Source organism: Comamonas sp. CMM03, from assembly GCF_019218715.1.
GTDB lineage: Bacteria > Pseudomonadota > Gammaproteobacteria > Burkholderiales > Burkholderiaceae_C > Comamonas > Comamonas terrigena.
Window position 1 is genome coordinate 356,968 of sequence record NZ_JAHUXB010000006.1, and the last position, 14,478, is coordinate 371,445.

Below are 14,478 nucleotides of genomic sequence, written 5' to 3' on the forward strand. Positions count from 1 at the left end.
CATGACCACCCTTCTGCAACCAGTCGGGTGGACCGAAGCCCAGCTGGCCGTGCCGGGCAGCGATGCCCGGCTGGCGCTGCGCCACTGCCAGCCCACCGACGCGCCCGTGCGCGGCCGGGTGGTGCTGGCGCCGGCCGTAGGCGTGCCACAAACCTTTTATGCGGCGTTTGCCGAATGGCTGGCCGCACGCGGTCTGGCCGTGACCACTTTTGACTACCGGGGCCATGCGGCCTCGCTGCAGGGCCCGCTGCGCCAGGCCAAGGCCGACCTGCTGGACTGGGCCCAGGACTGCCTGGCCGTGGCCCAGCACCTGCGCGCGCTGGACGCCGTTGAGGGCCTGCAGCGTCCGGTGCTGTGGGTGGGCCACAGCGTGGGGGCCCAGCTACCGGGCCTGTGCCGGCCGGCGCTGCCGGTGGACGGCATGCTGACCGTTGCCAGCGGCAGCGGCTACTGGCGTGACAACGCTCCGCCGACCAAGCGCAAGGCGCTGCTGTGGTGGTGGTGCATACAGCCAGTGATTACGGCGTTGTGCGGCTGTCTGCCGGGCAAGCGCCTGGGGCTGATTGGCGATCTGCCGGCGGGCGTGGTCTGGCAGTGGCGGCGCTGGTGCATGCACCCCAGCTACAGCCTGGGCGTGGAAGGCGAGCGTGCACGCCAAAGCTATGCCGCGGTGCGCTATCCGCTGCATGCGCTGTCGATGACCGACGACGAGATGATGTCCTGGAACAGCACGCGTTCGCTGCTGAGCTGGTACCGCAACGCCCCCCAGGTGCTCGAACGGGTGCGGCCTGCCGATGCCGGTCAGCCGCGCATCGGGCATTTCGGGTTTTTCCGCCGAGACATGGCCGATACGCTGTGGCCGCGTGCGGCGGCCGTGCTGGAGCAGTGGCTGGGCCCGGCGGGGGACATGGAGGGGCTGCCGCGGCGACCGCATGGCGGTTCGGCGGTGGCGCCTGCGAGTCAGGCGACGCTGGCGGAACCCGCTACAGTGGTGGCCAAGCATTGCCCCCCTGCTGCGCCCTCGATGGCGGCGGGGCAGGGTGATCGGTTCACGGAGGCAACATGACAGATTCGAGCACCCCCCCAGGCCATGCGCTGGACGCCATGCTGGCGCTGCAGCCGCGCGAGCCCGGGGTTTACGAAGGCCATACCCACGCCGGTTACTGGAACATGGTGGGCCCCTACGGTGGCGCCACTGCTGCGCTGATGCTGCACAGCATCCTGCAGCACCCGGACTGCCTGGGCGACCCGGTGGCACTGACGGTGAACTTTGCCGGCCCGGTGGCGGCAGGTCCCTACCGCATCGAAGCCACTCCGGTGCGTACCAACCGCTCCACCCAGCACTGGACGGTGGTGCTGTTGCAGGATGACGAGAACGGCGATCAGCAGGTCACCACCACGGCGACGGCCGTGACGGCAGTGCGGCGCGACACCTTCAGCATCGAAGACGGCCGTCCGCCCCACATGCCCGACCCTGCCACCTGCGAGCGTTTCGACACCACCGGCGCCATGGAGTGGCTGCAGCGCTACGACATGCGCGTGGTGACCGGTGCCATTCCCAAAGTGTGGGACGACAGCGCGCATGAGCCCGTGAGCCAGCTGTGGGTGCGCGACAATCCGCCGCGTGCGCTGGACTTCCCTGCGCTGGCGGCGCTGTGCGACGTGTTCTTCCCCCGCGTGTGGCTGCGCCGTGCGCGGCGGGTGCCGGCGGGCACGGTGTCGATCACCACCTACTTCCATGCCGACCGTGCGCAGCTCGCTGCGCAGGGCGACCAGCATGTGCTGGGCCAGGCCGATGCCCAGGCTTTCCGCAACGGCTTTTTCGACCAGAGCGCCCAGGTCTGGGATGCGAAAGGCCAGTTGCTGGCCACATCGCACCAGACCGTGTACTACAAAGAGTGAAGCATCGCTGTGTGCAGCCAGGCTGCACAGCGTGCCGATTTTTCCTTCTCCCCAGGAAGCCTATCCATGAGCGAAACCACCACCGATATCCTGGTCCACACCGAAGCCGGTGTGCGCACCATCACCTTCAACCGCGTCGACAAGAAGAACTCCATCACGCAGCTGATGTACGGCACCATGGCCGATGCCCTGGCCAGCGCCGCCACCGATGACGCGGTGCGCGTGGTGGTGATCCAGGGGGATGCCACCATCTTCAGTGCCGGCAATGACATCGGCGACTTCCTGAACCGCCAGGACGGCCAGGGCCTGCCGCAGGAAAGCCCCACCTTCCGCTTCCTGCACGGCATCGCCAGCTTCCCCAAACCCCTGCTGGCGGCCGTGGCCGGCCCGGCCGTGGGCATCGGCACCACCTTGCTGCTGCACTGCGACCTGGTCTACGCCGGTGACAACGCCGCGTTCTCCATGCCTTTCGTGAACCTGGGCCTGTGCCCGGAAGCGGCCTCCAGCCTGCTGCTGCCGCAGATGCTGGGCTACCACCGTGCCGCCGAAGCCCTGCTGCTGGGCGAGCCCTTCATGGCCGAAGCCGCGCTGGAAGTGGGTCTGGTCAACCGCGTGCTGCCGCCCACCGAAGTCAATGCCTATGCCCAGGCCCAGGCCAAGAAGCTGGCGGCCAAGCCCGTGAGCGCGCTGATCGAGACCAAGCGCCTGATGAAGGGCGGCCAGCAGGCCGCCGTGAAGGCACAGATGGCCGAAGAAGGCGCCAGCTTCGGCCGCATGCTGACGGCTCCTGCGGCCAAGGAAGCCTTCACCGCGTTCATGCAAAAGCGCAAGCCCGATTTCAGCCACTGCTGAGACCGGCAGGCCGGGGGCTCCGGCCGCTTCCCGCAGCGCCATCCGGTGACGCGGTGCCCGATCCCCCGTGCCACGGCCCACAGCTTCAGCTGCGGGCCTTTTTCGTGGGACTTTTGCACACTAAAAATAGGAGCGTCCTGTGTTCCGGCGGTGGCGGATTCCGAAGCGCAAGGTCCGGAATCTGCGGCCGCATAGCCACAGGCTGTTCCTGGATTGGACAGGACATGGACATGCCCCAGACCCCCGCGGTTCCCACGGCGTTCGAGCCGGAATTCATTGCCGCCATGCGCCAGCTGACGGAAGAGCTGATCAGCTTCCATAAGGTGCTGGGCCTGCAGCTGGTCTCCGTCACCCCGCAGGAGGCCCAGGCCCGCATGGTGATGAAGCCTGAGCTGGTGGGCCACTTTGGCTACAACCGCCTCCACGGCGGTGCCATCAGCGCTGCACTGGATGCCATGGGGGGCGTGGCGGTGATGGCCGCCATTGCTGCCAAGCACATGGACGAGCCGGTGGTGCAGCGCATGCAGCGTTTTGCGCGCCTGGGCACCATCGACCTGCGGGTGGATTTTCTGCGCCAGGGGATTGGCGAGGTGTTCAGTGTCCAGGCGCGTGTGCTGCGCCTGGGCTCGCGCGTGGCATCCACGCGCATGGAATTCCTGGGTGAGGACGGTACCTTGCTGACCGCCGGTGCGGCGGCCTACATCGTCTCGTAACCACGGCTGACACAAAGCCGGCCGGGCGCGGCACTGCCGTACGCACCTTGCGGTTTCATGATGTGCAAAGCCCAAGTGCTGGCGAAGCGCGCTGCGCCAGCGTCACATGCTCTCAAAATACTTGCAAACGAAAGAACTGCAAGTGCATGTTGCATGTGCGATTTTTGCTTACAACTCTTGCGATCTTGCTGTCTTCGTTGCACAACATCCTTTCTAGGATGCAGCTTTTCGCAGGAGGACCCATGGCAGTGCAGAACCCCTTTTTCGGCAAGCGCGACAACGACACTTTTTCCACCCGTACCTCGACCAGCGGCAGCGCGCTGGGCACAGGCAGTTCCAGCAGCTACGGCAGCACATCCAGTACATCCAGCACCAGCATGTCTTCCACTAGCCCCCGCTCCAGCACCTCTTCGGCATCCAGTGACAGCAGCGGCAGCAAGCTCACCGTCGGCCCCAACATCAAGCTCAAAGGGGTGGAGATCACCGACTGCGACACCCTGGTGGTGGAAGGCACGGTCGAGGCAACCATGAATTCCCGCGTGATCCAGATTGCCGAGCAGGGCGCGTTCCGTGGCTCCGCCGAGATCGACATTGCCGAAATCCACGGTGAATTCAATGGCAACCTGACCGTGCGCCAGAAGCTGGTGATCTTCAGCACCGGCAAGGTGAGCGGCTCCATCCGCTACGGCAAGATCGTGATCGAAGAAGGCGGCCAGCTCAGCGGCGACATCCAGGTGGGGGCAGGTACCGCCTCCAGCTCCAGCAGCGCATTCTCCAGCGGCACGTCCAGCAGCACCGGCCTGCAACTGGCCGACGAGACCTCGTCCTCGTCGTCCTCGTCGTCCTCGCTGGCCGTGTAAGCCGGCCACGCCCTCCTGTGCTGCGGGAGGGCGGCCACTGCGGAAGGCCGGGATCTTTCTCCCGCAGTGCTGCAGGCCGGTGTGCCGCCGCCTCAGGCTGCACAGGCGTCTCAGTTGCCGCTGACTTCGGGCGGAATGGCGCGGGGACGGCCGGCTTCGTCGATGGCCACATAGGTCAGCGTGGCCTCGGTCACCTTGATGTAGCGGCCCTGGCGCTGGATGCGCTCGGCATAGACCTCCACCTCCACCGTCACCGAGGTGCGGCCCACATGCGACAGGTGGGCATAGAACGACAGCAGATCCCCCACGCGCACCGGCTGCTTGAAGATGAATTCCTTCACTGCCACCGTGGCCATGCGGCCCTGCACGCGGCGCGCCGGCAGCACGGAGCCGGCCAGGTCGACCTGCGACATCACCCAGCCGCCAAAGATATCGCCATTGGCATTGCAGTCGCCGGGCATGGGAATGACCTTGAGCACCAGCTCCTTGTCTGTGGGCAAGGTGACATGGGCGGGGGAGTTGGGGGTGGACATGGGCACAATCTCGCAAAACAACAAAACTGCGAAATTGTCACCGCATGCGCCACCACGCCGCTCCCCCCGATCCCATTTCCACGACCACGCCCCAGGCTTCTGGCCGTGACGCCGCCACGCTGCGCCGTTTGCTGCCCTATCTGTGGGAATACAAATGGCGGGTGATCGCCGCCCTGCTGTTCATGGTGGGGGCCAAGCTGGCCAATGTGGGCGTGCCGGTGCTGCTGAAGAACCTGGTGGATGCGCTGACGCTGAAGCCTGGCGACCCGCTTGCCATCCTGGTGGTGCCGGTGGGCCTGCTGCTGGCCTATGGGCTGCTGCGGCTGTGCACCTCGCTGTTCTCGGAGCTGCGGGAGCTGGTGTTTGCCAAGGCCACCCACGGCGCGGCACGCAGCATCGCGTTGGCGACCTTTCTCCATCTGCATGCCTTGAGCATGCGTTTCCACCTGGAGCGCCAGACCGGCGGCATGACCCGCGACATCGAGCGCGGGGTGAAGGGCGTGGAGTCGCTGATCTCGTACTCGCTCTACAGCATCGTGCCCACGCTGATCGAGGTGGCGCTGGTGCTGGGCATCATGGCCGTGCAGTTCGACCCCTGGTTCGCCGCCATCACCTTGGCGGCGCTGGTGGTCTACATCACCTTTACCGTCAAGGTGACGGAGTGGCGCACCCAGTTTCGCCGTGCGGCCAACCAGCATGACTCGGCCGCCCACACCCAGGCGATCGATTCGCTGATCAATTACGAAACCGTCAAGTACTTCAACAACGAAGCCTTCGAAGCGGCGCGCTACGACGAGAACCTGGAGCGCCTGCGCAAGGTGCGCCTCAAGAGCCAGAGCACCCTGACGCTGCTCAACAGCGGCCAGCAACTGGTCATTGCCGTGGCATTGGTGGCCATTCTGTGGCGCGCCACCCAGGGCGTGGTGGCGGGCACGCTGACGCTGGGCGATCTGGTGATGATCAATGCCTTCATGATCCAGCTGTACATCCCGCTGAACTTTCTGGGCGTGCTCTACCGGGAGATCAAGCAAAGCCTGGTGGACCTGGACCGCATGTTCACCTTGATGGACAAGGAACGCGAAGTGGCCGATGCGCCGGATGCTGCGCCGCTGCAGCTGGCGGGAGAGCCTGCCGTGCGCTTTGAACAGGTGCGCTTTGCCTACGACCCGGCGCGGCCCATTCTGCAGGATGTGAGCTTCGAGATTCCTGCCGGCAAGACCGTGGCCGTGGTGGGGCCCTCCGGCTCGGGCAAGAGCACGCTGGCACGGCTGCTGTTCCGTTTCTATGACCTGCAGGGCGGGCGCATCACCATCGCCGGCCAGGACATCCGCCATGTCACGCAGGACAGCCTGCGGTGCGCGATCGGCATCGTGCCGCAGGACACGGTGCTGTTCAACGACACGGTGGAATACAACATCGCCTATGGCCGGCCCGGTGCCCGCCACGACGAGGTGGTGGCCGTGGCCCAGGCGGCCCGCATCCATGACTTCATTGCGGCCACGCCCCAGGGCTATGCCACACGCGTGGGGGAACGGGGGCTGAAGCTGTCCGGTGGTGAAAAGCAGCGCGTGGCCATTGCCCGCACGCTGCTGAAGAACCCGCCGGTGCTGATTTTTGACGAGGCCACCTCGGCGCTGGACAGCGCCAACGAGCGGGCCATCCAGGCGGAGCTGGCCCAGGTGGCGCGCAACAAGACCACCTTGCTGATCGCCCACCGGCTGTCCACGGTGGTGGATGCACACGAAATTCTGGTGATGGAGGCCGGTCGTATCCTGGAGCGTGGCCGCCACAGCGAGCTGCTGGCGCTGAACGGGCGCTATGCCCAGATGTGGGCCTTGCAGCAAAGCGGTGAGGCGGATGGCAGCGAAGGTGGCACGGAAGCTGCACCGCTGAAGGCATAGCCTGTCCTCATGTTTTCCATCAGCACGGCCACACGCTGGGAATGCGGTACGGTCGGGGCTGTGTTTCCTGCGTTCCCCTGAAAGACTCTCATGACTTCCGCTACCGCTACCGCTCCCATCGCCGCCGCCTCCCGTCCCATCTTGCTGATCAACACCGTCGTTGCCGACGAGGATCTGCAGCAGATTGCCCAGCGTCTGCCCAGTCTGGAACTGGTCTACGTGCCCGAACCCGCCGCTGCCGAGGCGGCGCTGCAGCAGCACGCTGCGCGCGTGCAGGTGGTGCTGACCATCGGTTCCGTGGGCCTGAGTGCAGTGCAGATGGACCAGCTGCCGGCGCTGCAACTGGTCTGCGCGCTGGGGGCCGGCTACGAGAAAGTGGACGTGGCCCATGCCCGTACGCGTGGCATTGCCACCGGCAACGGTGCGGGCACCAATGACAGCTGCGTGGCCGATCACACCCTGGCCCTGGTGCTGGCCAGCGTGCGCCAGCTGGACTACTACGGTGCACAGCTGCGTGCCGGTGTGTGGCGCACCACGCTGCCGCTGCCCGCCGGCATCACCGGCAAGCGCCTGGGCGTGCTGGGTCTGGGCACCATCGGCCGCAAGATCGCGCTGCGTGCCCAGGCGTTCGAGATGGAGGTGGGCTACCACAACCGCTCGCCCAAGGCCGATGCACCGTGGACCTACTTCGACAGCCTGCTGGCGCTGGCGGAATGGGCCGATGTGCTGGTCGTGGCCACGCCCGGCGGCGCCGGGACCCTGCACCTGGTGGATGCCACCGTGATGCGCGCCCTGGGCCCGCAGGGCCACCTGGTCAACATCGCCCGCGGCAGCGTGGTGGATACCCAGGCCCTGGCCGCTGCGCTGCGCAGCGGCGAGCTGGGTTTTGCCGCGCTGGACGTGTACGAGAGCGAGCCACTCGCTCCCCAGGATCTGCTGGATCTGCCCAATGTGCTGCTGACGCCGCACGTGGCCGGTTGGTCGCCCGAATCGGTGCAGGCCACGGTGGACCGCTTTGTGGCCAATGTGCAGGCCCATCTGGCCGGCCGCCCGCTGGTCTCGCCGGTCTGAGCGGTCTCTGCCGGCAGCATGGCGCCGGCATGCAAGGCCGCAGGGTCAAGGAGTGAGCAACTGCGGCTTGCTCAGGAGCCAGTCTGCACCAGCGCGGACAGCGGCCCCGGCCCACTGCCGCGTGCGGCCTGCACCTGGGCCGCTGCACGGTCCAGCTCGGCCAGCGTGGCGGCATCCAGGGGAATGGCCTGGGCGCGGGCACGGCGCATGGCCTGCTCGGGCTCGCCGGGCACGGCAATGCCTGGCACGCCGGGTTGGCATTCGGCGGAGCGCACCCAGTCGATGAAGGCCTGCACCTCGTGGCCCAGCGTGGCGCTGCTGCCCAGGCGGGCCGGGTCGAACACAATGGCCAGCATGTTGTTCCACACGCCGGCGTTGCGCTGCAGTGTGGCGGGGCGGATGGTCTGGCCACCGGCCACGGCCGCACCCAGCAATTCGCACATGAAAGCCAGCGCATAGCCTTTGTGCCCAGCCACCGGGCCGCCGAAGGTCTGCAGCGCACCCATGCCGTCACCGGTGGCCGGGTACATGGCCTGCGGGTCGGTGGTGGGGGCACCGTCGGCATCCAGCAGGCAGCCGGCCGGCACGGCGTGGCCCTGGTTCAGCGCCACGCGCACCTTGCCCATGGCGATGGCGCTGGTGGCGAAGTCCAGCAGCAGCGGTGGCGCGCCGTCGACCGGCACGCCGATGGTGAAGGGGTTGGTGCCAAAGCGGGCCTGGCGCCCGCCCCAGGGCGCGACCAAGGCACTGGAGAGCACGTTCACGAAATGGATGGCAATCAGTCCGGCGCTGCAGGCCTGCTCGGCCCAGTGGCCCACGCGGCCGATGTGGTGGCTGTGGTGCAGGCCCAGGATGCACACCCCGTGCTGCTGTGCGCGGGTGATGGCCAGGGCCATGGCTTCCTCGGCCACGGCCTGGCCCATGCCGCACTGGCCGTCCAGGTTCAGCAGGCTGCCGCCGTCGTGCACCACGCGCACCGACTGGTTGAGCTGCAGCGCATCGGCCTGCCAGGACAGCACATAGCGCGGCACCATGCCCACGCCGTGGGAGTCGTGGCCGCTGAGGTTGGCCTGTACCAGGTGGTCGGCGGTCAGGCCCGCTTCGCGGGCGTTGGAGCCGGCGGCGGTCCACAGGTCCTGCACCCAGCGGTGCAGCGTGGCGGGAGCAATCAGGGCGTGGGACATGGTGGCAAGGGGGAAGCGGAGGTGCTGCCAGCTTGCAAAGCGCGCAGCGCAGCGGCAACCCGGGAAACCATGAGGTGCCGTCGCCCAGGCGTCGCATTGCGCGGTGCCGGCGGGCGTGCTGCAATGGCGTCGCAAGAGGCGGTTGATGCAGGTCAAGTGCGGGCAGGCCCTGAGATGGACCGCTTCCGCTAAGCTCAGCCGCTTTTCCATATGCCCGCCATATGCCTTCCATATGACCGCCGTATGACAAGGGGAGATCCTCCGTGCTGGCCGCTGCGTATTCCACGTATTCCAAACATTCGCTGATTGCGCTGGCCGCCGGGGCGCTGGCCTGGTCGTTCTGGTTCAGCCCGGGCTGGCTCACGCTGTGCGCCGGCCTGGCGCTGTTCCTGTTCGGCATGCAGCAACTGGAACAGGGGCTCAAAAGCCTGGCCGGGGGGCGGCTGCAGGCGCTGCTGGCTGCCAGCACGGCCACCCCGGGCAAAGGTCTGCTATTCGGCTGTGTGGCCACCTTCTTGCTGCAGTCCAGCACCTTGGTGTCGCTGCTGACGATTGCGTTTCTGAGCACCGGCCTGATCACCCTGGCGGGCAGCCTGGCCGTGCTGTTTGGCGCCAACCTGGGAGCCACCAGCGGCATCTGGCTGCTGGCCATGGCCGGCCAGAACCTGAGCATGGCGCCACTGGCCATGCCGCTGCTGGTGTTCGGGGTGCTGCTGGGCTTTTCCGGTGCCCGCGGCGCGGCCATCGGGCGGTTGTTGCTGGGCATTGGCCTGATCTTTCTGGGCATTGACGAGATCAAGCAGGGCTTCACCAGCTTTGGCGACATGGACCTGCAGCGTTACAGCGCCGACGGTCTGCAGGGCGCGTTGCTGTTTGTGGCCGTCGGGGCGCTGATCACCGTGGTGGTGCAGTCCAGCCATGCCACCCTGATGCTGACGCTGGCGGCCCTGGGCAGCGGCCAGCTGGAGCTGCAGCAATCGCTGTGCATCGCGATCGGCTCCAATGTGGGCTCCAGCGTGTCCACGGCCGTGATGGGTATGATCGGCAGCAGCCGCAGCGGCCAGCGCCTGGCGATTGCCCATGTGGTGTTCAACTGCAGCACGGCCGTGGTCAGCTTTGCGCTGCTGTCACCGCTGAGCTGGCTGGTGGTGCAGGCCACGGGGTGGTTTGGCGCGGGCAGCAATCTGCTGATCCAGCTGGCGCTGTTCCATACCCTGTTCAATGTGCTGGGGGTGCTGCTGTTCTGGCCCTGGCAGCCGCAGCTGGCGGCGGCGCTCACCCGCTGGCTGCCGGACAAGGCCGAGCCTGCCGTGCTGATTGCCACCCAGACCGAGCAGGCCGCCGAAGCCACGCAGGCCCGCTACCTGCAGACCAGTGCGCTGCAGACCACCGAAAGCGCGGCACGTGCCGTGGCCCAGGAGCTGCAGCACATGGGGCGGCTGAGTCTGGAAGTGATCTGCCATGCGCTGTACTGTCCCTTGGCCATGCTGGAAGACCCGCCGCGCGACGATGCCCAGTTGCGCGCCCGGGTGGAGCTGCAGCGTGTGGATGCCGACCGGCTCTACCAATTGCACATCAAGGGCGTCTACGCCCAGCTGCTGGCCTTCATGGGCAAGGTGGACCTGCCGGCCGACCCGGCCCAGCAACAGTTCTGGCACGACAGCCAGGTGGCCGCCTTCCAGATGGTGGATGCCGTCAAGAACGCCCACCGCCTGCAGCGCAATATGCACCGCTACCTGCCGGAGCCCACCGAGAGTGCGGCGCGGCGCAGCTATATCGAGCTGCGCCACCATGTGCTGCTGGCACTGCGCGATGTGCGCGCACTGGGCCGCTCCGATGCGCCAGACACCGAATGGGCGGCCCAGCTGCAGGCACTGGACGACCGCAACCAGAACTTTGCCGACCAGTTTCGCCAGCACCTGTTCGCCGGCATCCGCAGCGGTGCCTTGCCCGGCCTGGTGGCGAGCTCGCTGATGAACGATCTGGGGTTTGCGCAGCGCATGCTGGCCAGTCTGCGCCAGGTGCTGCTGCTGGGCGAGGGCCACGCCGTGGCGCGCCAGATGGAAGTGCTGATGGGGGAGGCGCCGCTGATCGAAGGGTTGTGAGTGCGGCGCACTGCGGGTGCCCGGCTGGGAGCGCCGGGAGCGGCGGCAGACGCGGGGCAGGGCAGCAGCGCCCCGCGCAGCCGGGGCACGCCGCTGCCATGCGGCAGCGATGTGCCCGTGGCGCTGTTTACTTGCGGCTGCCGGCGATGGCCTTCTCGGCCATGTCCACCAGGTTGGTGCCGATCTGGGGCTTCCACTTGGTGTAGACGCTCTTGGTGGCGTCGGCAAACACCTTGCGCTGTGCCGCATTCAGGTCGACCACCGTCACGCCCAGGCCTTCCAGGTCCTTGACCAGGGGCTTGCCGGGCTCCACCAGACCCTTGCGTGCGATGGCGATCTGTTCCTTGGCCGCGTCCAGTGCGGCCTGCTTGACGATGGCCTGGTCGGCCGGCGTCCAGCTGGCCCAGACGTCCTTGTTCACGACAAACACCAGCGGGTCGTTCATGTAGCCCCACAGCGTCATGTGCTTCTGGCCCACGGACTGCAGCTTGGCGGCCATGTACACGGCAATCGGGTTCTCCTGGCCGTCCACGGCGCTGCTGGCCATGGCGGGCTGGGCATCGGCCCAGCTCATCTGCGTGGGGTTGGCGCCCAGGGCGGTGAAGGTGTCCAGGAACAGCGGTGAACCGACCACGCGGATCTTCAGACCCTTGAGGTCTTCGGGCTTGGTGATGGCCTTCTTGGAGTTGGAGATCTCGCGGTAGCCGTTCTCGCCCCAGGCCAGCGGCAGCACGCCGGCCTTGTCGATGGTCTTGAAGATTTCCTTGCCGGTGTCGCCCTGCACCACGGCATCCACGGCCGCGTAGTCGGGGAACAGGAAGGGCAGCGAGAACAGGTTCAGCGCCTTGACCTGGGGCGACCAGTTGATGGTGGAGCCCACGGCCATGTCGATCACGCCCTGGCGGATGGCGCTGAACTCACGCGTCTGGTCGCCTTGCACCAGCGAGGTGCCGGGGTAGAGCTTGATGTTGATGCGGCCCTGGGTGCGCTCACGCACCTTGTCGGCCCAGATCTCGCCGCCCTTGCCCCAGGGGAAGGCGGTGCCCAGCACCAGGGACATGCGGTATTCGCTCTTGTACTTGGTCTCGGCCATGGCGGAAGGCAGGGCAAAGGCCAGGGTGGCGGCGGCCGCCACGGCGGTGGTCAGGAAAGTGCGCAGTTGCATGGTTTTGTCTCCTTATAGGTTGGGAATCGGAACCGGGGGAACACTCAATAGCCCAGCTTCGCCGGGAGCCACAGCGCCAGCTGCGGGAAGGCAATGACCAGCACCATCACCAGGAACATGGCCAGCAGCATCCAGCCCACCCAGCGCACGGTGGACTCCATGCGCACACCGGCGATACGGCAGGACACCATCAGGTTGACGGCCAGCGGCGGGGTGAACTGGCCCAGCGCCACCTTGAGCGTGAGGATCACGCCGAACCACACGGGGTCCCAGTGGTAGTGGTTCATGATGGGCAGCAGCAGCGGCACAAAGATCAGGAAGATGGAGATGCCGTCCAGGAACATGCCCACGGTGATGAGCAGCAGGATCAGCAGCGCCATCACGCCGTATTCGCCCAGGCCGGAGTTCACGATGGCGGCGGCCACCGGGTCGATCACGCCCAGGGTGGACAGGGAGAAGGCAAAGATGCCGGCCAGCGAGACCACGATCAGGATCACGGCGGACAGCTCGCCCGCTTCGCGCAGGATGGGGTAGAGGTCGCGCACGCGGATGGTGCGGTGGATGACCATGCCCACGAACAGGCCGTAGAACACGGCCACCACGGCGGCTTCGGTGGGGGTGAACCAGCCGGCGCGCATGCCGCCCAGGATGAGCACCGGCGCGGCCAGGCCCCAGGAGGCTTCCTTCAGGCTCTTCCAGAAAGCCGGGCGGGGCAGGGTGGCTTCCAGTGCCCCCATCTTGTGCCGGCGTGCCATCCACACGGCCGGCACGATCAGGGCAATCCCCGCCAGCACGCCGGGCACCATGCCGGCGGCAAACAGGGCCGGCACCGAGGCGCCGGGCACCAGCACCGAGTAGATGATGAAGGCCACGGATGGCGGAATCAGGATGTCGGTCGCTGCGGCAGCGCCCACCACGCTGGCCGAGAAGCTCTTGGGGTAGCCGGCGCGGCTCATGGCGGCAATCATCACGCCGCCCACGGCGGCGGCATTGGCCGGGCCGGAGCCCGAGATGCCACCCAGGAACATGGCCACGCAGATGGCCACCAGCGGCAGCATGCCGGGGCCGCGGCCCACGATGGCGATGGCGAAGTTGACCAGGCGCAAGGCCACGCCCGAGCGGTCAAAGATGGAGCCCACCAGAACGAACATGGGGATCGCCAGCAGCGGGTACTTGCCCAGGCCGGCATAGAAGTTCTGCGGCACGGCCAGCAGGCCGAACCACTGGGTATCGGCATTGGCCAGCGCAATCGCGGCCGCACCGGCCAGACCCAGGGCGGCGCCAATGGGCACGCCGACGAACATCAGGCCCAGAAAGGCCAGAAACAGCAGGGTGGCGATCATGGGGCCTCCTTGCCGGAGGCTTCGATGGTCTCGTCTTCGGTGAAGGCGCCGGGCTTGCCCTGGCGCACAAACAGGCCCAGGGCGCGCAGCGTGATCAGGGCCGACACCAGGGGCAGCCAGATCGAATACCACCACTGCGGCACGCCGATGCCGGGCGAGGTCTCTTCAAAGCGGTAATCGTCCCAGACCACACGCACGCTGAGCACGGCGATCACCGCAAACAGCAGGGCCACCATCAGCGTGCCGAAGCGCGCCAGTGCACGGCGGCGGGCCACGGAGCCCCGGTCGGCAAAGAACTCGATGCGGATGTGCTGGTTGCGCGCCACCGCACCGGAGCCGGCCACCAGGGCCAGCAGGATCATCAGGAACACCGAGATTTCTTCGGTCCAGGCGAAGGAGGAGTCGGTGAAGTAGCGCACCAGCACATTGGCAAAGGTGATCAGGGCCAGTGCGGCCATGATGGCCACCGTCAGCCAGTCTTCTATGCGCAGGGAGCGAGGCTCATCCGGGCGCGCGCCGGCATCGGCCGCACCTTCGGTCTCGGGAGGAATGGAGGACATGAACGCGGGAAGTCAGAAAAACACACATGGTTGAAATGCAGTCCCTCTACCGCCGCGGCGTTGTGCACCGTGAGGTGTGGAGTGGAGAACGCACCGGTGGGTGCGCTGGGGCATTATCGAGGAACAACGCGGCACGGCCTGTCGCCAAACAATAGGCATTTCCCTTGGTTTGGAGCATCCGCGCAACGAATGTGCAAGGCCTGTCAGAGGCCGGCCGCGATCGCCGGCTGCCTGCGGCGGTCGGCGGGCACGGCAGCGGCTTCACCCCCTGAACGGCAACCGGCCCTCA

General features: G+C 67.0%; 13 protein-coding genes. 8 read left to right on the top strand and 5 right to left on the bottom strand.

Features of this window, described 5'->3' with window-relative positions:
* Position 1 precedes the first annotated feature (1 nt).
* The 5 genes from KW830_RS20470 (at position 2) to KW830_RS20490 (ending at position 4,327) form a co-directional block, all read left to right on the top strand.
* The gene (locus tag KW830_RS20470; RefSeq protein WP_218334221.1) at positions 2-1,066 is read left to right on the top strand and encodes a serine aminopeptidase domain-containing protein; all 1,065 of its coding nucleotides are present in this window, start codon (positions 2-4) and stop codon (positions 1,064-1,066) included.
* Positions 1,063-1,902 carry a thioesterase family protein gene (locus KW830_RS20475; RefSeq protein WP_218334222.1) on the top strand — a complete coding sequence of 280 codons (840 nt, stop codon included), beginning with the start codon at positions 1,063-1,065 and terminating at the stop codon, positions 1,900-1,902. The genes KW830_RS20470 and KW830_RS20475 overlap by 4 nt, the downstream gene beginning before the upstream one ends.
* 66 nt (positions 1,903-1,968) lie before the next feature.
* Complete coding sequence (locus KW830_RS20480) at positions 1,969-2,754, top strand: enoyl-CoA hydratase (RefSeq protein WP_218334223.1); 786 nt, start codon at positions 1,969-1,971, stop codon at positions 2,752-2,754.
* Positions 2,755-2,984: 230 nt separating this feature from the next.
* A complete protein-coding gene (locus tag KW830_RS20485; RefSeq protein ID WP_066541517.1) occupies positions 2,985-3,467 on the top strand; it encodes a thioesterase family protein in 483 nt (160 codons plus the stop codon).
* Positions 3,468-3,709: 242 nt separating this feature from the next.
* Positions 3,710-4,327 (top strand): polymer-forming cytoskeletal protein, encoded by a 618-nt coding sequence (locus KW830_RS20490; protein WP_218334224.1) that lies wholly within the window; start codon positions 3,710-3,712, stop codon positions 4,325-4,327.
* A 110-nt stretch (positions 4,328-4,437) separates the two neighbouring features.
* Here the strand turns inward: KW830_RS20490 and KW830_RS20495 are convergent, their stop codons facing one another.
* Positions 4,438-4,860, bottom strand: coding sequence for an acyl-CoA thioesterase (locus KW830_RS20495; protein ID WP_066540928.1), 423 nt, complete (start codon positions 4,858-4,860; stop codon positions 4,438-4,440).
* A gap of 44 nt (positions 4,861-4,904) precedes the next feature.
* On the opposite strand from KW830_RS20495, the gene KW830_RS20500 reads away from it, so the two are divergent.
* Positions 4,905-6,761, top strand: a complete 1,857-nt coding sequence (locus KW830_RS20500) for an ABC transporter ATP-binding protein/permease (RefSeq protein ID WP_218334225.1) — start codon at positions 4,905-4,907, stop codon at positions 6,759-6,761.
* 90 nt (positions 6,762-6,851) lie between these two features.
* A complete protein-coding gene (locus KW830_RS20505; protein ID WP_218334226.1) occupies positions 6,852-7,832 on the top strand; it encodes a 2-hydroxyacid dehydrogenase in 981 nt (326 codons plus the stop codon).
* A 71-nt stretch (positions 7,833-7,903) separates the two neighbouring features.
* Here the strand turns inward: KW830_RS20505 and KW830_RS20510 are convergent, their stop codons facing one another.
* Entirely contained in the window at positions 7,904-9,016 is a 1,113-nt protein-coding gene (locus KW830_RS20510; protein WP_218334227.1) for a malate/lactate/ureidoglycolate dehydrogenase, read from the bottom strand.
* Positions 9,017-9,279: 263 nt separating this feature from the next.
* Here KW830_RS20510 and KW830_RS20515 point away from each other — a divergent pair, with 263 nt between their 5' ends.
* Positions 9,280-11,121 carry a Na/Pi symporter gene (locus KW830_RS20515; RefSeq protein ID WP_218334228.1) on the top strand — a complete coding sequence of 614 codons (1,842 nt, stop codon included), beginning with the start codon at positions 9,280-9,282 and terminating at the stop codon, positions 11,119-11,121.
* A 127-nt stretch (positions 11,122-11,248) separates the two neighbouring features.
* On the opposite strand, the gene KW830_RS20520 is transcribed toward KW830_RS20515, so the two are convergent.
* The 3 genes from KW830_RS20520 to KW830_RS20530 are packed head-to-tail and all read right to left on the bottom strand — an operon-like array spanning position 11,249 to position 14,189.
* Positions 11,249-12,286: a DctP family TRAP transporter solute-binding subunit gene (locus tag KW830_RS20520; protein ID WP_066540912.1), complete on the bottom strand. Its 1,038-nt coding sequence runs from the start codon at positions 12,284-12,286 to the stop codon at positions 11,249-11,251.
* A 44-nt stretch (positions 12,287-12,330) separates the two neighbouring features.
* On the bottom strand, positions 12,331-13,629 hold the full coding sequence (locus KW830_RS20525; protein ID WP_218334229.1) for a TRAP transporter large permease: 1,299 nt from the start codon (positions 13,627-13,629) through the stop codon (positions 12,331-12,333).
* Entirely contained in the window at positions 13,626-14,189 is a 564-nt protein-coding gene (locus KW830_RS20530) for a TRAP transporter small permease (protein WP_218334230.1), read from the bottom strand. Before KW830_RS20530 ends, KW830_RS20525 begins: the two co-directional genes overlap by 4 nt.
* Positions 14,190-14,478: the final 289 nt, after the last annotated feature.